Source organism: Sphingopyxis jiangsuensis (assembly GCF_016734905.1).
GTDB lineage: Bacteria > Pseudomonadota > Alphaproteobacteria > Sphingomonadales > Sphingomonadaceae > Sphingopyxis > Sphingopyxis jiangsuensis.
This window is the reverse complement of record NZ_JAERPO010000001.1, coordinates 42,909-67,628: the sequence shown is the minus strand read 5'-3', so window position 1 is coordinate 67,628 and position 24,720 is coordinate 42,909. Positions and strand designations below refer to the sequence as shown.

Sequence of the window (24,720 nt, the reverse complement as noted above, 5' to 3'; positions counted from 1 at the left end):
CGCCCGGACCCCATTCGAAAACGGGAGTCGCAATCGCGGTCCGGCGCCGATCGGGGAAGAGGGGGCCGTCGTCATGGCAACGTTAAGGGATGTCGCGCGCGAAGCGGGCGTATCTGTCGCGACCGCATCGCGCGCAATCAACGGCTTGGGCAATGTCACGGCGCCGACCCGCGCCGCGGTGATGGCGGCGGTCAAGAAGCTCAATTTCGTTCCCCACAGCGGCGCGCGCAGCCTGACACGGCGCAAGACCGACACCGTCGGCGTCATTCTGCCCGACCTGTTCGGCGAATTCTTCTCCGAAATCATCCGCGGCATCGACCTTGTCGCGCATGAATCGGGGATGCACCTGTTGCTCGGCAACATGCACGGCAGCGCGCACGAAACCGCCGCGGCGATTGCATCGATGCGCGGCCGCGTCGACGGGCTGCTCGTGATGCCGCCCGAACTCAAGCCCGAAACGCTCGCCGGCCATCTCGACCCCGCACTGCCGACCGTTTTGCTCAACTATGAGGCGAGCTCGCTCGACATTCCCTATGTCGCCGTCGACAATTACCGCGGCGCCTATGCGATGACCGAGGCGCTGCTCGCACAGGGCGCGCGCCACGTCGTCCATATCGCCGGTCCCAAGCACAATCGCGACGCACGCGACCGCCAGCGCGGTTTCGTCGACGCGATGGCAAGGATCGCCGGCGAGCGCAGTCCGGTGATCCTGCCCGGCGACTTTTCCGAAGAGGCCGGGATGGAGGCGGCGCGCCTGCTCGCGCAGGGGCAGATGCCCGTCGACGCCGTCTTTGCCGCGAACGACCTGATGGCGGTCGGCTGCATCATGCAGCTCGGCGAAACGGGCAAAAAGGTGCCCGCCGACATCCTCGTCGCGGGCTTCGACGACATCCCGCTCGCCCGCCATGTCAGCCCGACGCTCACGACGATGCAGGTGCATATCGACCAGCTCGGCTCGACGGGCATGATGATGCTTCTCCGCATGCTGCGCGGCGAGACGCTCGGTGCGTCGAGTTCGACGGTGCTGACTCCGGCGTTGATCACACGCGGCACGACAGCGCGCCTCGCGTCGGCGCTGGCCGGGAGCGCGGTTCAGCCATGATTGTCTCCGCGCCCTCGCTCCCATGCAGGTGACGCGGCGCCAGATGACGGGCGCGCTCGCGGCGCTGCCTCTGACGGGCGCGCTCGCCGGCTGCGGCGCGCGCGGCGACGACGCGCTCACCGTCTGGGCGATGGGAAATGAAGCGGCGAGCCTTCCCGATCTGGTCGCCGCGCTCGACTGGCCGGCGGGCGCCCCGCCGATCCGCGTCCAGGCGCTGCCGTGGAGCGCCGCGCATGCCAAGCTGCTCACCGGCTTTGCGGGCGGCTCGCTTCCCGCTGTCGGCCAGGTCGGCAACAGCTGGATCGCCGAGATGGCGGCAATCGGCGCCATCGCCACCGTTCCCGCCGCCGCCGAACCGCTGCTCGCCGACCAGTTCGCCGCCGTGGTCGACACCAACCGCATCGACGGACAGGCGTGGGCGATCCCCTGGTATGTCGACACGCGGCTGCAATTCTATCGCAAGGACATGTTCGCCCGCGCCGGCCATGCCGCGCCGCCGCTCGAATGGGACGCGTGGAAGCGGGCGTTGCACGACGTCAAGCGCGTCGCGGGCGACGGCAATTATGCGCTGCTGCTCCCGCTCAACGAATTCGAGCAATTGCTCACCATCGCGCTGTCATCGGGCGCGCGGCTGCTCCGCGACGAAGGCACGCGCGGCGCCTTTTCCGACCCCGAGTTCAAGGCGGCGCTCGCCTTCTACAAATCGCTGTTCGACGAGGGACTCGCGCCCGTCGTCACCGCGGCGCAGGTATCGAACATCTGGAATGAGTTCGCGCGCGGCTGGTTCAGCATTTTCACCTCGGGCCCGTGGACGATCGGCGATCTGCGCAGCCGCCTTGCGCCCGCGATGCAGGACAAATGGGCGACCGCCCCCAACCCCGGCCCCGACGGCATCGGATCGGCGGCGCCGGGCGGGTCCAGCCTCGTCGTCTTCGCCGGGAACGGCAACAGTTCGATGGCATGGGATCTTGTCGGGCGGCTTCTTGCCCCCGAAACGCAGCTGCGCTTCCACCGGCTCACCGGCAACCTTCCGGCGCGCCGCTCGGTGTGGCAGCAAGCAGGTCTCGCGCGCGATCCGATCGTCGCGCCTTTTGCCGCGCAGCTCGACCGCGCGACCGCCGTGCCCAAGGTTCCCGAATGGGAACGTATCGTCACCGAGATGCAGGTCGTCGCCGAACGCATGGTGCGCGGCCAGTTCAGCGTCGATCAGGCGGCGCGCGAGATCGACGCGCGCGCCGACCGGCTGCTCGAAAAGCGGCGCTGGATGCTGGACAAGGCGCGCGCGGCATGAGGGTCGCGGGAACCGCTCGCGAGGCGCGCGCGGGGCGCATGATGAGCGCGCCCGCGCTCGCCGCGATCGCGCTTTTCTTTTTCCTGCCGGCGGCGGCGTCGCTCGTGCTCAGCTTCACCGATTTCGACATTTACGCGCTCGCCGACATTTCGAACCTGCGCTTCGTCGGCTTGCAGAATTACGAGCGGCTCGTCGAAAATCCGCTTTTCTGGAAAGCGATGACGAACAGCCTGCTCTTCGTCGTCGTCGGCACCCCTTTCGTTGTCGCGCTGTCGCTGCTGGCGGCGATCCTCGTCAATTCGCACTGGCTGAAATGGCGTCCCCTTTGGCGCGTCGCGCTGTTCGCGCCCTATGTCACGACGCTCGTCGCGACCGCGGTCGTATGGCGATACCTGCTCCACACGCGATACGGGCTCGTCAATTACCTGCTGTCCTTGTTCGGCGTCGGGCCGATCGACTGGCTCGGCAGCCCGACCGCATCGCTCCCCGCGATCCTGCTGTTCGTCGGGTGGAAAACCTTCGGCTACAGCATGATCATCTTCCTCGCCGCGCTGCAGACGGTGCCGCGCGAGCTTGACGAGGCGGCACGGCTCGACGGCGCGGGATGGTTCATGCGGCTGCGCCACGTCACCCTTCCCGCCATTGCGCCAACGGTGCTGCTCGTATCGGTGCTGACCGTCGCGGCGATGTTCCAGCTTTTCGCCGAACCCTATGTGATCACGCAGGGCGGGCCTGCCCAGTCGACCGTCACCGTCCTCTATTTCATGTATGAAGAGGGCTTCAAATGGTGGAACCTCGGCTCCGGCGCCGCGGTCGCCTTCATCCTCTTTCTCTGCATCCTCGCAGTGACCTTCGTCCAGCTCCACTTCGCCAAGCGCGGAGGGGCTATATGAACGTGCGCCGCACCGCCGTCACGCTGGCCGCCGCGCTCGTCGCGCTGCTGACGATCGCGCCCTTGCTGTGGATGCTGTCGGTCAGTTTCATGGCACGCGGAGAGGCGGCGCAGTTTCCTCCGCCCCTGCTCCCTGCGGCGCCCGGCCTCGACAATTACCGGATGCTCTTCGACAGCTTCGGCGTCGGCCGTTTCCTCGCGAACAGCCTGCTCGTCTCGACGCTCGCGACGCTGCTCGCGCTGCTTTTCACCATCCCTGCGGGCTATGCCTTTGCAAAGCTGCGCTTCCGCGGGCGCGACGCGATCTTCCGCCTGCTCGTCGCGGCGCTTGTCGTGCCGGGACAGATCGGGATGCTGCCGCTCTTTCTCGAACTCAAGGCGATCGGGCTCGTCAACAGCTATGCCGGCGCGCTCATTCCGTGGCTCGCGGGGATATTCGGCATTTTCCTCGTCCGCCAATATTGCCTGTCGATCCCCGACGAAATGCTCGAAGCCGCGCGTATCGACGGCGCGAGCGAGGCGCAGATACTGCGCCGCATCGTCCTGCCGATCCTCACGCCGATCGTCATCACGCTCGCGCTGTTCGTCTTTCTCGGCAGCTGGAACGACTTCATGTGGCCGCTGATCATCCTGTCGGACCAGGATCTCTACACGCTCCCTGTCGCGCTCGCCGCGATGAGCCGCGAGCATGTGCAGGACAATGAATTGATGATGGCGGGTTCGGTCGTCACGACCCTGCCTGTGCTCATCCTCTTCCTCGCGCTCCAGCGCTTCTACCTCAGCGGCCTCCTGACCGGGAGTGTCAAAGGATGATTATGACCCGACCAACTTCCCTTTTCCGAACGCCCCTCGCTCTCGTCCTCGGTGTGCTGGCGCTGGCGGCGGCGTCGCCTGCAATCGCGCAGCCGGCCGCCGACGGCCAGCATCCCCAGCCCGCGATTGCAGAGGGCAATTATCCCTATCAGCTCTTTCTCCCGCGCGGCTATTCGGCGGACAAGGCGGCGAAATGGCCGCTGCTGATTTTCCTCCACGGCTCGGGCGAGCGCGGCGACGATGTCGCCAAGGTCAAGGTTCACGGCCCGCCCAAGATCGCCGACCGCAATCCCGATTTTCCCTTCGTCACCGTTTCGCCGCTGCTCGGCGCCGATCAGGATTGGGATGTCGCCAGGCTCGATGCGCTGCTCGACCATGTGACGAAGACGCTGCGCATCGACCGCGGCCGCATCTATCTGACCGGCCTCAGCCGCGGCGGTCACGCAAGCTGGCGCTGGGCGATGGCCGATCCCGGCCGTTTCGCTGCGGTCGCGCCGGTCGCGGGCTATGGCGACACATCGACTGCCTGCGCGCTCAAGGACAAGCCCGTGTGGGCCTTCCACGGCGACCGCGACGACGTGGTGAAGCCCGAAGGCAGCTTCGCGATGCAGCGCGCAATCCGTGCGTGCGGCGGGCTGACCGCTCGCCTGACCATCTACCCCGACCTCGGCCACAATGCGTGGGACCCCGCCTATGACGATCCCTCGCTCTACCTGTGGCTCCTCTCGCACCGTCTTCTGCAGACCAAGGACAAAAAATGACTTCTTCTCCTTTCCCCGACAATTTCCTCTGGGGCGCCGCGACCGCGGCCTATCAGATCGAAGGATCGCCCCTCGCCGACGGCGCTGGCGCGAGCATCTGGCAACGTTTCAGCCACGATCCGCGCCTGATGGCCTCGCCCGGCGATACGGGCGACGTCGCGTGCGATCATTATAATCGCATGGAATCCGACGTCGCGCTGATGAAGGAACTGGGGCTTCAGGCCTATCGCTTCAGCGTCAATTGGGGCCGCGTGCTGCCCGAGGGCGTCGGACGCGTGAACGACCCGGGGCTCGATTTCTACAAGCGCCTCGTCGATGCGCTGCTCGAACAGGGCATCGAGCCGCTGTTGACGCTCCACCATTGGGATCTTCCCGTCGCGCTCGACGATCGCGGCGGCTGGCTCAACCGCGACAGCGCCGACTGGTTCGCCGAATATGCCGCCACCATGTACCGCGCGCTCGACGGGCGCGTGAAGAAATGGGTGACGCTCAACGAACCCTGGGTCATCACCGACGGCGGCTATCTCCACGGCGCACTCGCGCCGGGGCACCGCAACATGTTCGAGGCGCCGATCGCCAGCCACAATCTGATGCGCGCCCACGGCGCCGCGGTTGCCGCCTACCGGGCCGAGGGCGCGCACGAAATCGGGCTCGTCGTCAACATCGAACCCAAATATCCGGCAAGCGACAGCGCCGAGGATCGCGCCGCGACCGCACGCGCCGAAGCCTATATGAACCGCCAATATCTCGATCCGGCGCTCAAGGGGCGTTATCCGAAGGAAATGGCTGAAATCTTCGGCGAAGCCTGGCCCGAATGGCCGGCCGACGATTTCAAGCTGATCTGTCAGCCGGTCGATTTCATCGGGATCAACTATTACACGCGCAACGTCGTGCGCCACGATCCGAACCAGTGGCCGCTGCGTGCCTCGCCGGTCAAACAGGTGGCGACGCACACGACGACCGACTGGGAAGTCCATCCTCCCGCGCTCACCGACATGCTCGTCTGGTTCCGCGACATTTACGGCAACATACCGCTCTACATCACCGAAAATGGCGCCGCCTTCTATGACCCGCCGGTCGCGGGGCCCGACGGCATCGACGATCCGCTGCGCGCCGACTATCTGCGCACGCACATCGCCGCGATCGGCGAGGCGATCCGCCGTGGCGTCGATGTGCGCGGCTATATGGCGTGGTCGCTCATGGACAATCTCGAATGGTCGCTCGGCTATTCGAAGCGTTTCGGTATCGTCCATGTCGATTATGAAACGCAGGTCCGCACGCCAAAGCGCAGCGCGCGCTTCTACAGCGAGGTGATCGCGAGCAACGGCGCGAACCTCGGCTGATGCGCTGGCTCGCTTTCCTGCTGGCGGCATTGCTCGCGCTGCCCGCGGTGGCGAAGGAGCGCGCCGAGCGCTTCAGCGCGATGACCTTCAACATCCGTCTCGACATTGCGTCCGATGGCGACAACGCGTGGGTCCACCGGCGCCATGCCGTCACCGCGCTCGTCGCCTATCACGCCCCCGATTTTGTCGGGATGCAGGAAGTGCTGCCGGGGCAGAAGCGCGAGGTCGAGGCCGATCTTCCCGCCTATGCCTGGGTCGGCGTCGCGCGCGACGATGGCCACGACAAGGGCGAATATTCGCCGCTCGGCTTTCGGCGCGACCGCTATGCGCTGCGCGCATCGGGGACCTTCTGGCTTTCGCCGACCCCCGATGTTCCCGGCAAGGCCTGGGACGCCGCCTACCCGCGCATCGCAACCTGGGCGCGCCTCGAAAGCCGGCGGACAAGGCGGCAGTTTCTTGTCGTGAACACCCATTTCGATCATGTCGGTGCGGTCGCCAAACTCGAAAGCGCGCGGCAGCTCGTGCAGTGGATCGACAATTTCCGCCGCGACGGCGACGCGGTTGTCCTGCTCGGCGACTTCAACAGCCCGACCGGCAGCCCGCCCTATACTGCGCTCATCGCAGGCGCCACGCTCCGCGACACCCTCCCCCTCAGCCGCACCCCCCACTACGGCCCACGCGGCACCTTCACCAACTTCCAGATCACCCGCCTCACCGACCATCCCATCGACCATATTTTCGTCGGTGGCGGCATCGAAGTGCTCCGCCACGCGACGCTCACCGACCAGACCGGCGGCAAGCTGCCATCCGACCATTACCCCGTGCTCGCCGACCTGTGCATCGGCAAGGATTGCTGAGATGAAACGCTTTCTCGCCCCCGCAATCGCGACAGCGCTCGCCGCCTGCACCGCCGCGCCGCCCACCAGCCTGCCGCGCCCGCCCGCCGAAACGCGCACCGCGACCGAGCTGTCGGCCGCCTGGCAGTTCCGTTTCGACAACGCGCTAACCCCCGACGCTGCGTTCGCCCTGCCCGACACTGCGTGGGAAGCCGTCCAGCTCCCCCACACATGGAACCGCCTCGGCGAATATCGCATCGGGAGGACCGAGGCGACCGACAATCGCCAAGGGCTCGGCTGGTACCGGCTCAACATCGACGGCGCGGCGCTTCCCGCCGGAAAGCGCCATGTTATCGAGTTCGACGCGGTGGGCAACATCGCCGACTTCTGGGTCAATGGCCGCCATGCCGGACGTCACGCGGGCGCCTTTTCGCGCTTCCGCCTCGACCTCACCGACCTGCTCGATCCGAGCGGCGTCAACACGCTCGTTCTGCGGGCCGACAATAATGCGCCAAAGCCGGGCAGCAGCACCGAGCATGTCAATCCGCTCAACGGCGACTTCTTCATCCACGGCGGCATCTATCGCCCGGCGCGCCTGCTTCATGTCGCACCGAGCCATTTCGCGCTCGACGATTATGGCGGCCCCGGCGTCTATGCGACCCCCCGCTTCGCTGCCGATGGCAGCGCCACACTGTCGGTCCGCGCACGTCTGGCGGGAACGACGTCGGCGCAGAGCCTCGTCACCATTCTCCGCAACGCCGACGGCGCCACGGTTGCCGAAGCGACGACCCCGCTCTCCGCCGGACAGACGGAAGCGCAGCAAACGCTATCCGTCGCGGCGCCCCGCCGCTGGAACGGCCGCCCCGATCCCTATCTCTACCGCCTCGAAGCGCAACTCGTCGAACGCAGCGGCGCTGTCGACAGCGTGACTGTCCCCGTCGGCTTTCGCGAGTTCCGCATCGATCCCGACAAGGGCTTCTTTCTGAACGGCCGCCACGTCGCGCTCCACGGCGTATCACGCCATCAGGATTATCTCGGCAAGGGCTGGGCACTCGATCCCGAGGATCATGAGCGCGACATGGAGTTGATCGCCGAAATGGGCGCGAACACCGTGCGTTTCGCGCACTATCAGCACGCGCCGCTGTGGTTCGAACTCGCCGATAGGTACGGGATGACCGTTTGGGCCGAGCTGCCGTTCGTCAATGCCGTCGCCTTCACCGACGCCCCGGCTTCGCCCGAACTCGTGGCCAATGCGCGGCAGCAGATGCTCGAGCTGATACGCCAGAATTACAACCATCCCTCGGTCATCACCTGGGGTATCGGGAACGAGGTCGACATCGACCTCGCTTTCAACCGCCTCGGTCCCAAGGCCGACGCGCGCCCGCTGCTGCGCGAACTCAACGCGCTGACCCACGCCGAAGACCCGACGCGCCCGACGGTTATCGCCGATTGCTGCGAGGCGACGCCGGGCGATAAGGCGCCCTATCTGCCGCCGCTCACCGGGGAAGCCGACCTGATGGGCTATAACCGCTATTTCGGCTGGTATTACGGTAGACCAGCCGACCTTGGACCGCATCTCGACGCCCTCCACGCGCGTTATCCGCGCGTCCCGCTGTCAGTCAGCGAATATGGCGCGGGCGGCGCCACCTCGCAGCATGTCGAAAGCCCTGAAACGTTCAAGATCAAGACCGCGGGCCGTCCGCACCCCGAAGAGTTTGAATCCTGGATTCACGAGCAAAGCTGGCCGCAACTACGCGACCGCCCCTATTTGTGGGCGAACTGGATCTGGAACATGTTCGATTTTTCGTCGAAAATTCGGCAGGAGGGCGACGCGACCGACATCAACGACAAGGGCCTCGTGACCTTCGATCGCAAGGTAAAGAAGGACGTCTTCTTCTATTACAAAGCCCAATGGTCGCCGGAGCCGGTCGTCCACATCACAAGCCGCCGCTGGACCGAGCGCACCGAGCCGAAGACGAAGATCAAGGTCTATAGCAATGCCGACCGCGTCACGCTGACGCTCAACGGCGCGCCGCTCGGCGAGGTTCCGTGCGTCGACCGCATTTGCACGCTCGAAGGCGTCACGCTTGCATCCGGTAGCAATGTCGCGACCGCCAGCGCGACCTTTATAGACGGCAAGGTCGAGGACCGCGTCGAATGGACGCTGACCGCCGCCCCCTGAAAAGAACCGCCCGCGTCAGGCAGCGACGCGGGCGGCAGGAGGAGAGTGACAAATTTTGCGGACTATTTGGCGTCGTCGAGCCATCCGCCGGTGAAGCCGATGCGCTTCAACCCGCGCTGGATATGCGGGTTCTTGCGCATCACTTTCCACACGAGACCGCTGCGATGGTTTTCCATCATCGCGAGGATCGGTCCCTGGTCGATGCCGATGTAATCGCCCGCGACCCATCCCTTTTGCACGTCGACCTCGCCAGAGCGCGAGGGGAATTCAGTGAAGGTGAAGCTGGGATTGATCGCGTCCTTGAACCCATAGCGGGTATAGAGCCGCGCGCCATATTTGGAACGCATGGCCATCAGAGCGGGTATCGTCACTTCGGGCGCGAAGGGGATCGACCCGCCCGCCGCGGTGGGAACAATCGTCCCGTCGTCAACGACGCGATGCTCGCTCACGCCGCGCGCCATATAGCCGTTGAAGCTGCGCGGCGTTCCGTTGACGCTGAACTGGTCCTCGGAATAGCCGGGCCCGTCCGACGCGGTCCAGCCCCAGATATCGGCGCTATAGTCCTTCCACTTGTTGGGATTGTCGGCGCCATAAGCGCGCTGCGACAGCGTCGCGCGGCGGCTGTTCTCGAAATAGTCGATGCCCTTCTTGCGCATGAACCCGTCGCGAATGCCGCGGAAATCGACCCAGACATGGCTGTACTGATGCCCGAACAGCGGTTCGAACTGCAGATGTTCGTAGCCGTAATAGGGGCCCCAATCCTTTTCGAGATTGGCCGCCCATCCCTTGTCCCACGCATCCGTGTCGACGGGGTGCGTCGGCGACCCGAGCGCGAGAATATAGACGAGCATCCCTTCGTTATAGCCGACCCAGTCGTGCGTGCCGAAGTCGCCGCCCTCGCCCCGCTCGGGATACCAGCCCATCGCAATCGACTTGGGACCGCCGCCGTTGCGCGAGGCGATGCTGCTGTTACCGCGCTGGACGAAGGTCCAGTCGACGCGGCCGTAAATTTTCTCGGCCAGGTCGCGGATCTCGGTCTCGACCGGCGTGGCGCGGTCGAAATAGCTTTGCGCAAAAAGCACGCCGCCGAGGAGCAGCGATGTATCGACCGTCGACAGCTCGGTCTTGCCGCGCCGCGTCCCGTCTTCGCTGTTGAGGAAATGATAGAAAAAGCCCTTGTGGCCGGTCACGCCGGAAACGGCGGGCCCCTGCGGAGCTTGCCAGTAAAAGCGCAGGCAGTCGCGCGTGCGCGCTGCGGCTTCGTCGCGGCTGACGTAACCACGCTCGGCGCCGATGCCATAGGCGGTGAGCGCAAAGCCGGTCGCCGCGATGCTCGAAAAGGGATTGCTCGGCCAGCGATCGGGCGCGAGGCAGCGCTGGGTGTCGGTCGTATCCCAGAAATAGCGGAAGGTGCGTTCGGTCAATTCTTCCGAAAAAGCCGCCTCGCTGATCGGTGGGAGCGTGTCCGACGCTGTATCGGGCAAAACCGCTGGCGGCGGCGTGGTTGAACAGGCTGCAGTAAGCGCCAGAAGGGGCAAGGCGAACGACCCGAGCCGAGAGACCATCTGTAACTCCAAAAGAAAAGGCGCCGGTCACGGGAGGAATGTGACCGGCGCCGATGTTAGATCGGTTAGAACGAGAAGCCGACCGAGAATTTGAACGTCCGCGGCGGGTAACCGCCTGTACCGAAATTCGAGATATCGCCGAAAGATCCGTTGACGTCGTTGGGATTATTGTCGTTCGCGTTGCCGTTGTAATTCACGTAATTCTTCTCGTTGAGCACGTTGAACACGTCGACGCGGAGGCGAATGCGCGAATCCTGGCTCAGGAACGGCAGGCCCACATATTTGGTCAACGCGAGGTCTAGCTGACGGATCGCCCAGATGTCGCCGACGATGAACGGCTTTTTGTTATTGCCGAACGTCCCGACGATCCGGCGCTCGCCGGTGACAGGGTCGTTGGTGAAGCCCTTCAGATAGGGCGGCGACGCAAGCGTGAGTTTGCTCGACAGGGTGAAGCCCAATGGAAGATCGACCGCGCCCGCCGTTACGAAACGGTGGCGGGAAACGCCCGACGAACGGAGCACCGGATAATCTTCGATCGACGGAAAATCGAGCGAGAAGGTTTCGCCGAACGCGCGATTTTCTTCGGCCTCGGTGAAGGTATAGGTCGCCGTGATGTTCCACGGCGAGCTTTGCGTATAGCGCTTCACCAGCTTGATATAGGCCGAGTCGGCGCTTGTCTCGATTCCGTTCGTACCGATGATGATGCTTCCGCGTCCCGGAGGCGCATTGCCGAACGGCGAACTCTGCGGCGTCGGTGCCGGCGCAAAGAAGCTGCCGTCGGGACGACGGTTGCCGAGGAGCCACGCAAAGCCATCATGGCTTTCGATGTGCGTATAGCCGATTTCCGCGTTGAGGAGGCCGAACTGACGGCGCAGGCCGAGGCTGAACTGGTCCGAATAGGGGACCTTCAGATCATTATCGATGAAGCGAAGTTCGGCACCGCCTTGCGAACCGACCGACGCCACCAGCTGCTGGCGGCCAGCCTCGGTCAAATAAATCGGATCCCAGGGTACGCAAGTCGGCGACGGTGTGCAGTTGTTGCGCGTATCGCCCGGCACCTGGAAGCGGAAGGTGCGCGTCGTAAACCCGCCGACGCTCGTTTCCTGCTGGATGAAGTCGAACTGGTTGCGGTCGTACGAGCGTCCGAAACCGCCGAACAGAACGAACTGGCTTTCGGGATCGATTTCATAAGTGAAGCCGATACGCGGCTGGAAGGCGCCCGTGAAGGTCTTGCGTTCGCTGCCAGTCGATATGAAGTCGTTGATGTCATAATCGGCGTTGACGAGGTTAGGATAATTGGCCGCCGAAACAGCGGCCAACGCCTGCGCCGAATGTACGAAATTCACGAATGCGGGCGTGCGGTCATAGTCCCAACGCAAGCCCACGTTCAGCGTAAGCCGATCGGTCACTTCCCAATCGTCCTGGACATAGAGGCCGAGCTGGAAGTTTTTCGATTTGACCACCGGGTTGCCGCCGAGGCCTGAATCGAAACCGAACTGAACCTGATAGGGGATCGTGTCGTTCCACGTCGCCCCATTGTACATCGTGTTATAGGTGAACACCGGATTGAAGAGGTTGAGCTGCAGCGAATTGAGCTTGACCCACTTCGCCTTCACGCCCGCCTTGATCGTGTGGCGCTCGGTCCCGGTCCAGGTGAAATCATTCTGGAACGAAAAACCTTTTTGCCCCTTGTCCTGATAGTTGGAGCCGCCGCCGGTCTGGAAAATCTGGCCGCCCGTGGCGTCCTGGTAGCGGAACGCATTCTCGAACGTACGCGGCGTCGGCGCCCAGCTAACATTCTCATAGGTCAGCTTGAGGTCGTTGATCCAATTGTCTGCCGTATGCTCCCAGCGCAACAGGCCGCGATATTCGGTAACATTCTGATCGATGGTTGTCGAACGAAGGTTCGAGCCCGAGTTGATGCCGTCGCCGGTTTCGCGGCGATATTTGAGCGACGCCTGGAACAGGTCCGACGAATTGGGCGTGAAGTCGAGCTTGCCGAAGATCAGATCTTCGTTGAAGCGCTTGCTGAAACCGCCAAATTCACCCGCAAATGCGGCGGGGATATTCGCGACATTGTTTGCACTTCCCGGCTGGATGTCGAGCGGCTGGTCAATCCGCTTGCCTTCGTAGGCGCCAAAGAAGAACAGCTTGTCCTCGATGATCGGCCCGCCCAGCGAGACGCCGAACTGCATGTCGCGCATCGGCGTCTTCGGCACATCGATTTCTGTAGGCACATTGGGTGAACCGCTGAATTTCTCGTCGGGACGCCGCGAACGAAGATGCTCGTCAGCATACTCGAAGAAAGCGTCGCCGTGGAATTCATTGGTACCCGAACGGGTTACGGCAGTGACCGCTACCGAACTCACCTGATCGAACTCTGCCTTATAGTTTGACGTGAGCACGCGATATTCGCCGATGGCCGACTGCGGGAAAGGGTTGCCGACGCTCGAATCCTGGCCGGTGATGCCGTTCTTGAGGACGTAATCCTTCTGCCCGACGCCATCGATAAAGATGTTTGTGGTGCGGCTGTCCTGCGCGCCGCCCTGCAGACGCGATTGCCCGGCCGCATTGGTCACGAACTGGACGCCCGGCGCCAGATCCGCGAACGCCAGGAAGTTGCGGTTCGACTGCGGCAGCGTCTCGATCTCGCGCTGCGTGATATTGAGACCGACTTCGCCGCCTTCCATCGTGCGGATGCGGCTGCCGGTCACGATGATCGCATTGTCATCACCGGTCGCAATTTCGGGCGCCGACAAATCGAAATCGAGCACCGCATCCTGCGCGACCAGCAAGGTGAATTCGTCGGTACGGCGAACACCGCCCGGCGTCGTCAGTTCAAGACGATACGTCCCCGGCGGCAGCGAGGCAAAGGTATAGGCGCCACCAGCCGTGACTGTCGAGGTACGCGACAGTCCGGTATTCACATTGACAGCCGTGACCTGCGTCACGCCACCTTCGGCAGCGACGGTACCACGAAGCGATGCGTTGACCTGCTGCGCAAAGGCCGGCGCCGAAAATCCGACGGCGAGCGCACCAGCGGCGCTGCTCCACGCCAATGCGGCGGCGAGCGCACGAGCGCGCGACGGGCGCGCAGAATGAACCTGACTCTGACGAAATGACTTCACGGCATCCTCCCTTACGGTGTCCCCGGACCCCCGCCTTCGCCTTTCGAACCCGCGCGGCTTTTGAACCGTCGCGGCGACGAATCGCAGGAAATCCCGTTGCTGCTTTTTTGATTTGTAACCGGTTTCATGATGACTGTATAGGGGGAAGTGCAATCGACGGACGATATTTGTCCGTCGCGCCAAAAGTCGCCATTTTCTGCGGCCCAAGGCACAAAGGCATTGTAATAGATCTGTTTGGGAAGGACGAATCATGTCGCCGATTTCGCGCAACCTCACCCGTTTGACGCTGGTGTCGCTGCTGGTCGCAGCACCGCTGGTGCCGACGCCCGCACTCGCCAAGTTCGCACCCAACGCGACTGCTGGCGAACTGGTGGACTCGACTGCCTGGACGCGCGCTGACCCCAAGATGGATCGCTTTGTCGCCAACCTCATGGCGAAGATGACGCTCGACGAGAAGATCGGCCAGTTGACCCTGCTCACCAGCAACTGGGAGTCAACCGGCCCAACGATGCGCGATTCTTATAAGGAGGACATTCGAAAGGGCCGCGTCGGCGCGATCTTTAACGCCTATACCGCCAAATATACGACCGAGTTGCAGCGCCTCGCGGTCGAAGAAACGCGCCTCAAAATCCCGCTGCTCTTCGGTTATGACGTGATCCACGGCCATCGCACCATCTTCCCGATCTCGCTCGGCGAAGCGGCGAGCTGGGACCTTCAGGCCATTGAAAAAGCAGCGCGAATTTCGGCGCTCGAAGCATCGGCAGAGGGCATTCACTGGACCTTCGCGCCGATGGTCGACATTGCGCGCGACCCGCGTTGGGGCCGCATTTCCGAAGGGTCGGGCGAAGACGTCTATCTCGGCAGCCTGATCGCCAAGGCGCGCGTGCGCGGTTATCAGGGCAGCGACCTGTCGCGCCCCGACACGATCCTTGCGACCGCCAAGCATTTCGCCGCCTATGGCGCTGCGCAGGCGGGCCGCGACTATCACACCGTCGACATCAGCGAACGCACGCTGCGCGACGTCTATCTGCCGCCGTTCAAGGCTGCGGTCGATGCCGGAGCGGCGACGTTCATGACCTCGTTCAACGAGGTCGACGGCGTCCCCGCCTCGGGCAGCCGCTACCTCCTCACCGACGTGCTGCGTCATAAATGGGGGTTCAAGGGTTTTGTCGTAACCGATTACACGTCGATCAACGAAATGGTCCCGCACGGCTATTCGGCCGACCTCAAACAGGCGGGCGAGCAGGCAATCAATGCCGGGGTCGATATGGACATGCAGGGCGCGGTCTATATGGAAAACCTTGCCAAATCGGTCGCCGATGGCAAGGTCGACGTCGCACGCATCGACGCCGCGGTGAAGGCAATTCTCGAGATGAAATATCGCCTCGGTCTGTTCGACGATCCCTATCGCTACGCCGATGAGGCGCGCGAGAAGGCGACGCTCTACAAGCCCGAATTCCTAGAGGCTGCGCGCGACGTTGCGCGCCGGTCGATGGTGCTGCTCAAGAACAAGGACAATACCCTTCCCCTCGCCGCTTCGGCCAAGTCGATTGCAGTCATCGGGCCGCTCGGAAACAGCAAAGAGGACATGATCGGAAGCTGGGCCGCCGGCGGCGATCGCCGCACACGCCCGGTAACGGTCCTCGAAGGATTGCAGGCGCGTGCGCCAAAGGGCGTCAGCGTCGCCTATACCAAAGGCGCGGGTTATAATTTTGACGATGCGGGCAAGGCCGAGGGCTTCGCCGAAGCCCTTGCTCTCGCGGAGAAATCCGACGTCATCATCGCCGCAATGGGCGAGCATTGGAACATGACCGGCGAAGCAGCAAGCCGCACCTCGCTCGACCTTCCCGGCAACCAGCAGGCGCTGCTCGAAGAGCTCAAGAAGGTCGGCAAGCCGATCGTCCTCGTGTTGATGAGCGGCCGTCCGAACAGCATCGGCTGGGCCGAGGAGAATGTCGATGCGATCCTGCACGCTTGGTATCCGGGAACACAAGGCGGTCACGCCATCGCCGATGTGCTGTTCGGCGATTACAACCCATCGGGCAAATTGCCCGTCACCTTTCCGCGCAATGTCGGGCAGGTGCCGATCCATTACGACATGAAGAACACAGGCCGACCGATCGAACTCGGCGCGCCGGGCGCGAAATATGTCTCGCGCTATCTCAACACGCCGAACAGCCCGCTCTATCCATTCGGCTATGGCCTCAGCTACACAAGCTTCACCTATTCGCCGGTGACGCTCAGCAAAGCGAGCATCCGTCCGGGCGAACCGCTGACGGCGACCGTGACCGTGACGAACAGCGGCAAGCGCGACGGCGAAGAAGTCGTGCAGCTTTATGTCCGCGATCTCGTCGGGTCAGTGACGCGTCCGGTAAAAGAACTGAAGGGCTTTCAGAAGGTCATGCTCAGGAAGGGCGAAAAGCGTACGCTGCGATTCACGCTGACCGACGCCGACCTTGCCTTCACACGGCAGGACATGAGTTGGGGCAGCGAACCCGGCAAATACAAGCTGTGGATCGGCCCCTCGTCGGCCGAGGGGTCGGAGACCGAGTTCGAGCTGACGCAGTAAGGAGATTGTCCGTGCGATACCATCTCTCGATCGCCGCGCTCGCCGTCCCGCTGATGCTGGCGGGCGCGGCGCAGGCGAAGGACCAGAAGGGCACGACCCCGCAGCGTCCGAACATCGTCTACATCATGTCGGACGATCACGCTTATCAGGCGATCTCCGCCTATAGATCGGAGGTGTCGAAGCTCGCGCCCACGCCCAATATCGACCGCATCGCCCGCAATGGCGCGATCTTCACCAACAGTTTCGTCGGCAACTCGCTCTGCGGGCCTAGCCGCGCGACGCTGCTGACCGGCCGGCAAAGCAACGCCCACGGCTTCAAGCAGAATGGCAACAAGTTCGACAACAGCATCTGGGTGTGGCCACGCGCGCTGTCGCAGGCGGGCTATGCCACCGCGCTGTTCGGCAAGTGGCACCTCAACTATTCGCCCGAAGGCATCGGCTTCGACGATTGGAAGGTGCTCGACGACCAGGGGGAATATTATAACCCCGACATCATCACGCCCAAGGGGCGGAGCATCGTCGAAGGCTATGCGACCGACCTGACGACGCAATACAGCCTCGAATGGCTCAAGAGCGGGCGCGACAAGTCGAAGCCCTTTGCGATCCTGATCCACCACAAGGCGCCGCACCGCAATTTCATGCCCGCGCTGCGTCATCTGCAGAAATATCAGGGCGTGACATTTCCCGTCCCGACCAATTATTTCGACGATTACGCCGGACGTCCGGCGGCGGCGGCGCAGGAAATGAATATCTACCGCGACATGTATGAGGGGCACGACCTCAAGATGACGGTTGCGGAGGGCACCGCGCAATTGCGCTACAATCGCTGGCCGGGCGGCTTCGACCGCATGACCCATGCGCAGCAGGCCGAATGGGACCGGCTGATGCAAGCCCACAACGACCGGATGAACGCAGCGAAGCTGACGGAACGCGAATTGGCGGTCTGGAAATACCAGCGCTACATGCAGCAATATCTGGGCACCATCGCCTCGGTCGACGAAGGCGTCGGCGCGGTGCTCGATTATCTGGAGGAAAGCGGCCTCGATAAGAATACGGTTGTCGTCTACACCTCCGACCAGGGCTTTTACCTTGGCGAGCATGGTTGGTTCGACAAGCGCTTCATCTATGAAGAATCGATGCGCACGCCCTTCCTGATCCAATATCCGGGGCATATCCGCCCCGGCACGCGGGTCGCTGCACCGATCCAGAATGTCGACTATGCCCCGACCTTCCTCGAGCTTGCCGGCGTCAAAGGTCCCGACACGCTGCAGGGCCGCTCGCTCCGCGCACTGTTTGCCGGACGCACCCCCGCCGACTGGCGCAAAGACGTCTATTATCACTATTATGAATATCCCGGCTTTCACGCGGTGCGGGCGCATTATGGCGTGCGAAGCGACCGCTACAAGCTCGTCCGCTTTTACAGCAAGGACATCAACAATTGGGAATTCTATGACCTGAAGACCGATCCGTCGGAGATGCACAACCGGATCGACGATTCGAAACTGCAGCGACAGATCGCGCAAATGAAAAAGCGCCTCGTCGCACTCCGCCGCCAATATGGCGACAACGACGGCCCGGCTGTTGACGCGCCGCTGAACTAACGCTCTACGCCGCCGGGCAGCCGGAGCTGTTCGGCGGCAACGCGCTGCAAGACCGCGGTCACGCGCGGATCGAGGCCAATTTCGTGCGCCGCCTTGTCGCCTGCGCCCAAGGTGCGCGGATCGACGCCGGTTACGCGCCCGAAGACGACGAGCGCCTCCAGGTAAGATCCTGCGGCGCTCGCGTGATATTGGTCGTAACTCCACAGATCGACCTGCCCGAAGCTGGTCCCGTCATAGGGATTGGGATCGGCGATCCCCGCCGCCATCGCGCGGTTCCACGCCGCGCCCACCGGGATGACGCCGTCGATGGCATCCGATGCGGCGTCGATCCTGTCCAGCGCCCGCTGTACATCCTCTGCCATGCTGGCGACCGGTCGGCCGTACCAATGGCCGGCGGGCGTATAGATCTGGTCGGCGCGCGACCAGGTTGCCATCAGATAGATGGCGGCACCGGGGTTGGCCTTCTCGATATGGCGCGCGAGTTCGGGAGCGGTTTTGGCCGTGATTTCGGCATTGCCCGGTCGCTGAGGGTCGAGCGTGCTATATTCCTGCAGCACCGCCACGTCCCACCGACCCGCCATCAACGGCAGCCGCTCGCGGATATGGTCCGCCAGGGTAGCGCCGCCGCGCGTCACATGGACGACGCGCCAAATCTGCCCCGTCTGCTCGGCGAAACGTGCGAACAGCGCGGGAATGCCGCCGACATCGGCCTCGACGCGTCCCTCGACCGATTGCGGGCGATAGCGCAGCACCGCCGAATTGGCGCCTTGGGTAAAGCTGTTGCCGACGAACAGGATTGATCGCGCCTCTTCGGCGAAGGCGGGCAGCGACAGACCGGAAAGGGTGAGCGCGAGCAACGCCGCGCGGACCGAAGCAATGGACATATGCGCGACCTGCCAGCCGCGCGCCACGACGTCAATTCACTGCGCGCGAACCGTCGCCAGCTCGATCCGCGCCTGCCGGAACACCTCAACGCTGCCCCACAGCGCGAGCACCGCCATGATTGCTGCGACGACCAGATCGGGCCAGCCCTGCCCCGTCCCGAACACGCCGAGCGCGGCAGCAAGCACCGCCAGATTGCCGATCGCGTCGTTGCGCGAACATATCCACACCGACCGCATATTGGCGTCGCCGGTGCGATAGCGGAACAGCAGGAGCGCAACGACGACATTTGCCGCCAGCGCCAGCGCACCGACGATCCCCATCGTTTCGGCATGCGGCGCGCTTCCGTTCACGAACGCCCAGGCGGTCGAACCGATCACCCACAGGCCGAAGGCAAGCATCGTCGCCGCCTTGACCAGCGCGGCGCGCGCGCGCCACGCCAGCGCCATGCCTGCTACACCCAGGCTGATCGCATAATTGGCCGCATCGCCAAGGAAATCGAGCGCGTCGGCCTGAAGCGCGCGCGAATCCGCCGCCACACCCGCCGCAATTTCCACGCCGAACATCATCGCATTGACGATCAGCGCGATCCACAGGATGCGCCGCCAGCGCGGATCGTTGAGTGCGGTGGTCCCGCTCTTGCTGGCGCAACATTGATCGGCCATCGCCGAAGCCTCCTTGGTGTTTCGAGTCGGCCACCTATATGCACCCTGTAGCAACTACAGGGTCAAGCCATGAAAATCGGCGAGCTATCGCGTGCCACCGGCACCAATGTCGAAACGATCCGCTATTATGAGCGCATCGGTCTGCTTCCCGAGCCCGCGAGGTCGGCGGCCAATTATCGCAGCTATGGTCCCGACCATCGTGCGCGGCTCGTCTTTGTGCGCCACTCGCGCGAGCTTGGCTTCACCATCGAGGAAATCCGCTCGCTCCTCGACCTGTCCGATGACCCGACGCGCGACTGCACCGAGGCCGACCGCATCGCGAGCGCGCATCTGGCGCAGGTAGAAGACAAGATCGCCCAGCTTTCGCTGCTCCGCGACGAACTGAAGCGCATCGTCGGCCGCTGCCGCGGCGGACTGGCGGGCGATTGTCGCGTCATCGAGGCGCTCGCCGACCATTCGCAATGCGAAAGCCAGCATTGAACGATCGGCGCCCCGCCGGGGTCAACTCGTAACGATGATCTTGCCGATCGTCTTGCCATCCTCGAGCGCCTGATGGGCCGCTGCAATGTCGCTGAGCGGGTAGCGCGCGCCGATCGCATGCGTCAGCCGCCCTGCCACGAGTTCCTCGTTGATCGCAGCGGCCGCCGCCGCGTGTGCAGCCTTGTCCATCACATAGACCAGCACGAACCGGATCGTCGCATCGAGCATGACGAGCGACCAGAAGGGCAGAAGGGGTTCGGGGACCGCATCGGACGAATAGGCGGCGACCGCGCCGCGCGGCGCCAGCAGCGCCGTGATCATGTCGAGGTTGGCGCCGAAGGCCACCTCCACAAAGCGGTCGACGCCGCGCTCGGTCCCAGTGAACGCGCGAACGCGCTCGATCAGATCGTCCCCGGAGCGATAGACGACCAGGTCGGCCCCCGCAGCCAGCGCGGATTGTTCCTGCTCGGCTCGGCGGACGCTCGCAATCACGCGCGCCCCACCCGATTTGGCGAACTGGATGGCATAACGTCCCACGGCGCCCGCGCCGCCCGAAACGAACACGGTCTTGCCGGTGACCGGGCCATCGGCGAACACGCAGCGATGCGCGGTCATCGCCGGAACGCCCAGGCACGCGCCTTCCTCGAACGAGACCCCATCGGGCAGCGCGACGACCTTGACGGCAGGGAGAGCCACATATTCGGCGGCGGCGCCAAACGGACGGCCAAGCTGCGCTTCGTAGAACCAGACGCGGCGCCCTACCCATTCAGCAAGCTCGGCCGACCCGGCTCCCACCACTTCTCCGGCACCGTCCTGGTGCGGAATAATGCACGGGTAGGGCATGGAGGTGCGGCCGCGCGCGCCGCTGCGGCCCTTGGTGTCTGACGGGTTCACCCCCGACGCGCGGACGCGGATCAACAATTCGCCATCCTTTGGCACCGGCATCGGCTGCTCGCCGACCACCAGCACGTCGGCTGCGGTCCCGGTCCGTTCGTACCATGCCGCCATCATCGTCTCTTCCGCCATAATCTCTTTCCTGTCGCTCGCGGGGTCTGCCGCGAGGGGCTCAAGCCCGTTGCCGAAGAAGGCATAGGCTGGTAGAAAGAATTGCGTAAGTACGCACAATTTGGGCCTATACTATCATGAACGTAACTATTGCGGAAAATGGAGCGAAACCACCCGTACTCACGGGCCGGAAACGTGCGCAAAAGACGGGATGCGCCGTGGAGGCAACGCTGTCGGTGATCGGCGGCGTGTGGAAACCGGTGATTCTCTTTCACCTGCTCGACGGGAAATTGCGCTTCAATGCGATCTGCAGGCTGACCCCCAATGCGACGCAGCGCATGATCACGTTGCAGCTGCGCGAACTCGAAGCCGATGGCATCATTGCGCGGACCGTCTATCCCGAGGTGCCGCCGCGGGTGGAATATGAACTCACCGCTCTCGGACGCTCGCTGGAACCGGTGCTGTTGAGCATGCGCGCGTGGGGGGCGAGCTTCCAGAACGGGTATGGCGAATGAGTCGGACGCTGCGATTGTGAACCCCCTCCCTCTGCGTGCGTTTGACGCACGGTCCCAGCGGGAGTGAGTGATGACCAACGCGCAAAGTCTTGAATCGCTGGCCGCACGGCTGCTTCAGACCGCAAAGGACCGCGAATGGCGCATCGCAACCGCCGAAAGCTGCACGGGCGGGCTTGTCGCGTCGCTGCTCACCGACATTGAGGGGCTCGGCCATGTGTTCGAGCGTGGTTTCGTGACCTATAGCGACGAGGCCAAGACCGACATGCTCGGGATTGAGCAGCAGCTGATCGACGAACGCGGCGCGGTGTCGGCCAAAGTGGCCGAAGCGATGGCGCGCGGGGCGCAGCAGCGCTCGCGTGCGGAACTCGCTCTGGCCATAACGGGTTTCGCCGGGCCTGCGGGGCCAGGTGACGAGGAGGGACTGGTCTATGTCGCCGCCCGCTGCGGCGCGCGGATGGAAATTGGCGAACATCACTGGGGAACGATCGGCCGCGACGCGGTGCGCGCAAGATCGGCGCGCGCGGCGATGCGGCTGCTGCTCGATCTTGTGGAACACGATGGGAAATAGGTGGGACGATTCTGTTGCCCGGCTCGTCCCCAGCCGCTGGTATCCGATTCTGTTGCCCGGTTCGGTCCGAACCGCGTTCTATTTGTCTAACCTTAGGCCGTGAGGCTTATCGGTTAGGCAGCAAGAGCGAGTGCTTCGTTATCGTTAGCACTTATAGGTTTGAGCCTTTAACGGGTTACTCAGCCCGGAAGAAAACATCGCCTTTGAACACACGTCGATCCTGGTTCGGCCCCGTCAGAAGCCCGCTCGCCATGCGGCAGCGCGGGTTTGTGGTGGAGCCGCCGGGTACTGCCCCCGGGTCCGCTGTGTCTATTCCACGACACCATTTATCCTCATAGCCGACCTAAGCCGGCACCGACCAATATAGGAAAGCCGCCGGCGCTTGGAAAGGGCGCGGGCGGCTTCATCACACAAATATCTGATATTAATTTATTTTTTTCGCAATTCGTCGCGAATCTCGGTCAGCAGGTCGACCTCACTCGGTCCCGCCGGCGCGGGCGCTTCTTCTTCCTGCCTGCGCATCACCCGGTTCACCCAGCGCACGAGCAGAAAAATGATGAACGCGAGGATCAGGAAGTTGATCACCGCGGTGATAAAAGCGCCATAGCCGACCATCGCCACGCCCGCCTCTTTCAGCGCGGCATAGTCGTCCGCCGCTACGCCATCGGGCACGCTGCCGAGCAGGATGAATTTGCTCGAGAAATCGACCCCGCCGAATATTGCGCCGACGGCCGGCATGATGACATCCTCGGTCAGCGAGGTGGTGATGGTCGCAAAGGCGCCGCCGATGATGACACCGACCGCAAGGTCCATGACATTGCCCTTGGCAATGAATTCCTTGAATTCCGACAACATGTTGGCATTCCCCTTTTCCATGTTTCGCAGCGTTGAGCGTGGCGCGGCGATTGCACAAAGGCAAGCGGCTTCCTATTATCTGTATTGTTGCGGCAAAACGCCGCCGGAGGGAGATTTACGACCATGACCATTCGTTCCGCCCGCTGGCTGATCCTGCCCGCCGCCGCGATGAGCCTGTCGGCCTGCGGCATCAACAGCGTGCCAACCAAGGAAGAAGCCGCGAAGGCGAAGTGGGCGAATGTCGAGGCCGCCTATCAGCGGCGCGCCGACCTGATCACCAATCTTGTCGAAACCGCCAAGGGTGCGGCGCAGATCGAGCAATCAACACTGGAAGGCGTCATCCAGGCGCGCGCATCGGCAACGCAGGTCAAGCTCAGCACCAACGACCTCGAAGATCCGGCGAAGGTGCAGGCGTTCCAACAGGCGCAGGGCAATGTGTCGAGTGCGCTCGGCCGCCTGCTCGTCACAGTCGAGCGTTATCCCGACCTCAAGAGCCAGCAACGCTTCGCCGATCTGATGACGCAGCTCGAAGGCACCGAGAACCGGATCAATATCTCGATCCAGGACTATAATGCGGCCGTTCAGGATTATAACACCACGATCCGCACCTTCCCCGACATCATCGGCGCCAAGATCGTTCACGGCGCCGACCCGATGACGCCTTACAAGGCCGTGAATCCGAACGCCGAACAGGCCCCCAAGGTCGATTTCGGAAGCTAGGGCAACAGGATATGCCCCATTTTACGTTCGCCCTGAGCTTGTCGAAGGGCCGTTCCGAGCCTCCAAGCGAGAAGAGCGAAGAACGGTGCTTCGACAGGCTCAGCGCGAGCGGCATTTTTCGGAGTAAAATCTGGCAACTCCTGTCGGGGATTGTCACATTTGGCGTTATTGTCTCGGCTCCCGCCACTGCCCAGACCTTTCCCCAACGCGCGACCGAACCCGTGGTGGATCAGGCGGATATCATCCCGGCTGACAAGGAAGCCGCCCTCAACGCCCAGCTCACGCAATTGTTCGAAACGACCGGTCGCCAGCTCGTCGTCGCCACGGTCAACGACCTCGAGGGCCATGATGTCGCCGACTATGGCTATCGGCTCGGCCGCGAATGGGGGATCGGCGATGCCGAGAAAGACGACGGCGTCGTCTTTCTGATCGCGCCGAACGAGCGGCGTATGCACATCGCGGTTGGCTATGGGCTCGAACCGGTCCTGACCGACGCGCTGTCGGGGCGCATCATTCGTGACGTCGTGACGCCACGCTTCAAGGCCGACGATTATCCTGGCGGAATTCAGGCGGGGGTCGACGCAATCGCCGAGCAGATCCAGCTTCCGCCCGAGGAGGCCGCGGCGCGCATCGCCGAGGTTGAGGCGCAGGAACGCGACCGCGCCGACGACGGCAATATCGGCGGGCTGTTCTTCGTTGCCTTCATCGTCATATTTTTCTTCATCCTGCCTATGGTGGGCGCCTTTGGGCGACGCGGCAGGCGGCATCGCCGGAATCGCCCGTGGGGCGGCGCGCCCATCATCATCTGGGGCAGCGACTGGGGCAGCGGTGGCGGTTCGTCATGGGGCGGTGGCGGATCGAGCTGGGGCGGCGGTGGCGGCGGCTTCGGTGGATTTTCGGGCGGTGGCGGGAGCTTCGGCGGCGGCGGCGCGTCGGGCGGCTGGTAG

21 protein-coding genes and 1 other RNA gene are annotated in these 24,720 nt (G+C 63.6%); 15 read left to right on the top strand and 7 right to left on the bottom strand.

What is annotated here, in order from left to right:
- Positions 1-73: 73 nt before the first annotated feature.
- The 8 genes from JI743_RS00310 to JI743_RS00275 are packed head-to-tail and all read left to right on the top strand — an operon-like array spanning position 74 to position 9,220.
- The gene (locus JI743_RS00310; protein ID WP_201924832.1) at positions 74-1,102 is read left to right on the top strand and encodes a LacI family DNA-binding transcriptional regulator; all 1,029 of its coding nucleotides are present in this window, start codon (positions 74-76) and stop codon (positions 1,100-1,102) included.
- Positions 1,103-1,145: 43 nt separating this feature from the next.
- Entirely contained in the window at positions 1,146-2,393 is a 1,248-nt protein-coding gene (locus tag JI743_RS00305; protein ID WP_236659642.1) for an extracellular solute-binding protein, read from the top strand.
- Entirely contained in the window at positions 2,390-3,286 is an 897-nt protein-coding gene (locus JI743_RS00300) for a carbohydrate ABC transporter permease (protein ID WP_201924830.1), read from the top strand. Before JI743_RS00305 ends, JI743_RS00300 begins: the two co-directional genes overlap by 4 nt.
- A complete protein-coding gene (locus tag JI743_RS00295) occupies positions 3,283-4,098 on the top strand; it encodes a carbohydrate ABC transporter permease (protein ID WP_236659641.1) in 816 nt (271 codons plus the stop codon). Before JI743_RS00300 ends, JI743_RS00295 begins: the two co-directional genes overlap by 4 nt.
- Positions 4,099-4,100: 2 nt before the next feature.
- A complete protein-coding gene (locus JI743_RS00290; RefSeq protein WP_201924829.1) occupies positions 4,101-4,859 on the top strand; it encodes a carboxylesterase family protein in 759 nt (252 codons plus the stop codon).
- A complete protein-coding gene (locus JI743_RS00285; RefSeq protein ID WP_201924828.1) occupies positions 4,856-6,202 on the top strand; it encodes a GH1 family beta-glucosidase in 1,347 nt (448 codons plus the stop codon). Before JI743_RS00290 ends, JI743_RS00285 begins: the two co-directional genes overlap by 4 nt.
- Positions 6,202-7,059, top strand: coding sequence for an endonuclease/exonuclease/phosphatase family protein (locus tag JI743_RS00280; protein WP_201924827.1), 858 nt, complete (start codon positions 6,202-6,204; stop codon positions 7,057-7,059). The genes JI743_RS00285 and JI743_RS00280 overlap by 1 nt, the downstream gene beginning before the upstream one ends.
- A 1-nt stretch (position 7,060) precedes the next feature.
- The gene (locus JI743_RS00275) at positions 7,061-9,220 is read left to right on the top strand and encodes a glycoside hydrolase family 2 protein (RefSeq protein ID WP_201924826.1); all 2,160 of its coding nucleotides are present in this window, start codon (positions 7,061-7,063) and stop codon (positions 9,218-9,220) included.
- Between the two features lie 62 nt (positions 9,221-9,282).
- On the opposite strand, the gene JI743_RS00270 is transcribed toward JI743_RS00275, so the two are convergent.
- On the bottom strand, positions 9,283-10,644 hold the full coding sequence (locus JI743_RS00270; protein WP_236659640.1) for a glucoamylase family protein: 1,362 nt from the start codon (positions 10,642-10,644) through the stop codon (positions 9,283-9,285).
- Between the two features lie 206 nt (positions 10,645-10,850).
- Positions 10,851-13,913: a TonB-dependent receptor gene (locus tag JI743_RS00265; protein WP_330901881.1), complete on the bottom strand. Its 3,063-nt coding sequence runs from the start codon at positions 13,911-13,913 to the stop codon at positions 10,851-10,853.
- Between the two features lie 250 nt (positions 13,914-14,163).
- Here JI743_RS00265 and bglX point away from each other — a divergent pair, with 250 nt between their 5' ends.
- Together bglX and JI743_RS00255 are read left to right on the top strand one after the other, a co-directional pair.
- A complete protein-coding gene (gene bglX / locus JI743_RS00260; protein ID WP_201924823.1) occupies positions 14,164-16,482 on the top strand; it encodes a beta-glucosidase BglX in 2,319 nt (772 codons plus the stop codon).
- An 11-nt stretch (positions 16,483-16,493) separates the two neighbouring features.
- A complete protein-coding gene (locus JI743_RS00255) occupies positions 16,494-18,083 on the top strand; it encodes a sulfatase family protein (protein WP_330901880.1) in 1,590 nt (529 codons plus the stop codon).
- Here JI743_RS00255 and JI743_RS00250 read toward each other — a convergent pair.
- Together JI743_RS00250 and JI743_RS00245 are read right to left on the bottom strand one after the other, a co-directional pair.
- Positions 18,080-18,967, bottom strand: a complete 888-nt coding sequence (locus JI743_RS00250; RefSeq protein WP_201924822.1) for an SGNH/GDSL hydrolase family protein — start codon at positions 18,965-18,967, stop codon at positions 18,080-18,082. The genes JI743_RS00255 and JI743_RS00250 overlap by 4 nt on opposite strands.
- Before the next feature lie 36 nt (positions 18,968-19,003).
- Entirely contained in the window at positions 19,004-19,630 is a 627-nt protein-coding gene (locus JI743_RS00245; RefSeq protein WP_201924821.1) for a cation efflux transmembrane domain-containing protein, read from the bottom strand.
- A 69-nt stretch (positions 19,631-19,699) separates the two neighbouring features.
- Here JI743_RS00245 and JI743_RS00240 point away from each other — a divergent pair, with 69 nt between their 5' ends.
- The gene (locus JI743_RS00240) at positions 19,700-20,110 is read left to right on the top strand and encodes a MerR family transcriptional regulator (protein WP_201924820.1); all 411 of its coding nucleotides are present in this window, start codon (positions 19,700-19,702) and stop codon (positions 20,108-20,110) included.
- A 21-nt stretch (positions 20,111-20,131) separates the two neighbouring features.
- Here the strand turns inward: JI743_RS00240 and JI743_RS00235 are convergent, their stop codons facing one another.
- Entirely contained in the window at positions 20,132-21,136 is a 1,005-nt protein-coding gene (locus JI743_RS00235) for an NADPH:quinone reductase (protein WP_201924819.1), read from the bottom strand.
- Between the two features lie 116 nt (positions 21,137-21,252).
- Between JI743_RS00235 and JI743_RS00230 the strand changes: the two genes are divergently transcribed.
- Both JI743_RS00230 and JI743_RS00225 read left to right on the top strand, forming a co-directional pair.
- A complete protein-coding gene (locus JI743_RS00230; RefSeq protein ID WP_201924818.1) occupies positions 21,253-21,630 on the top strand; it encodes a winged helix-turn-helix transcriptional regulator in 378 nt (125 codons plus the stop codon).
- Positions 21,631-21,700: 70 nt separating this feature from the next.
- Entirely contained in the window at positions 21,701-22,198 is a 498-nt protein-coding gene (locus JI743_RS00225) for a CinA family protein (protein WP_201924817.1), read from the top strand.
- Between the two features lie 38 nt (positions 22,199-22,236).
- Here JI743_RS00225 and ssrA read toward each other — a convergent pair.
- Together ssrA and mscL are read right to left on the bottom strand one after the other, a co-directional pair.
- Positions 22,237-22,591, bottom strand: a transfer-messenger RNA (tmRNA) gene (gene ssrA, locus JI743_RS00220).
- Positions 22,592-22,627: 36 nt separating this feature from the next.
- The gene (gene mscL / locus JI743_RS00215; protein ID WP_201924816.1) at positions 22,628-23,053 is read right to left on the bottom strand and encodes a large conductance mechanosensitive channel protein MscL; all 426 of its coding nucleotides are present in this window, start codon (positions 23,051-23,053) and stop codon (positions 22,628-22,630) included.
- Between the two features lie 123 nt (positions 23,054-23,176).
- On the opposite strand from mscL, the gene JI743_RS00210 reads away from it, so the two are divergent.
- Positions 23,177-23,773, top strand: coding sequence for a LemA family protein (locus tag JI743_RS00210; protein WP_201924815.1), 597 nt, complete (start codon positions 23,177-23,179; stop codon positions 23,771-23,773).
- Positions 23,774-23,901: 128 nt separating this feature from the next.
- A complete protein-coding gene (locus tag JI743_RS00205) occupies positions 23,902-24,720 on the top strand; it encodes a TPM domain-containing protein (protein WP_330902139.1) in 819 nt (272 codons plus the stop codon).

Bases quoted from the DNA above. Each gene is read 5' to 3' on its own strand.
- JI743_RS00310 (WP_201924832.1), top strand. From the start codon at position 74: ATGGCAACGTTAAGGGATGTCGCGCGCGAAGCGGGCGTATCTGTCGCG.
- JI743_RS00305 (WP_236659642.1), top strand. From the start codon at position 1,146: ATGACGGGCGCGCTCGCGGCGCTGCCTCTGACGGGCGCGCTCGCCGGC.
- JI743_RS00300 (WP_201924830.1), top strand. From the start codon at position 2,390: ATGAGGGTCGCGGGAACCGCTCGCGAGGCGCGCGCGGGGCGCATGATG.
- JI743_RS00295 (WP_236659641.1), top strand. From the start codon at position 3,283: ATGAACGTGCGCCGCACCGCCGTCACGCTGGCCGCCGCGCTCGTCGCG.
- JI743_RS00290 (WP_201924829.1), top strand. From the start codon at position 4,101: ATGACCCGACCAACTTCCCTTTTCCGAACGCCCCTCGCTCTCGTCCTC.
- JI743_RS00285 (WP_201924828.1), top strand. From the start codon at position 4,856: ATGACTTCTTCTCCTTTCCCCGACAATTTCCTCTGGGGCGCCGCGACC.
- JI743_RS00280 (WP_201924827.1), top strand. From the start codon at position 6,202: ATGCGCTGGCTCGCTTTCCTGCTGGCGGCATTGCTCGCGCTGCCCGCG.
- JI743_RS00275 (WP_201924826.1), top strand. From the start codon at position 7,061: ATGAAACGCTTTCTCGCCCCCGCAATCGCGACAGCGCTCGCCGCCTGC.
- bglX (WP_201924823.1), top strand. From the start codon at position 14,164: ATGTCGCCGATTTCGCGCAACCTCACCCGTTTGACGCTGGTGTCGCTG.
- JI743_RS00250 (WP_201924822.1), bottom strand. From the start codon at position 18,967: ATGTCCATTGCTTCGGTCCGCGCGGCGTTGCTCGCGCTCACCCTTTCC.
- JI743_RS00245 (WP_201924821.1), bottom strand. From the start codon at position 19,630: ATGGCCGATCAATGTTGCGCCAGCAAGAGCGGGACCACCGCACTCAAC.
- JI743_RS00240 (WP_201924820.1), top strand. From the start codon at position 19,700: ATGAAAATCGGCGAGCTATCGCGTGCCACCGGCACCAATGTCGAAACG.
- JI743_RS00235 (WP_201924819.1), bottom strand. From the start codon at position 21,136: ATGGCGGAAGAGACGATGATGGCGGCATGGTACGAACGGACCGGGACC.
- JI743_RS00230 (WP_201924818.1), top strand. From the start codon at position 21,253: ATGAACGTAACTATTGCGGAAAATGGAGCGAAACCACCCGTACTCACG.
- JI743_RS00225 (WP_201924817.1), top strand. From the start codon at position 21,701: ATGACCAACGCGCAAAGTCTTGAATCGCTGGCCGCACGGCTGCTTCAG.
- mscL (WP_201924816.1), bottom strand. From the start codon at position 23,053: ATGTTGTCGGAATTCAAGGAATTCATTGCCAAGGGCAATGTCATGGAC.
- JI743_RS00210 (WP_201924815.1), top strand. From the start codon at position 23,177: ATGACCATTCGTTCCGCCCGCTGGCTGATCCTGCCCGCCGCCGCGATG.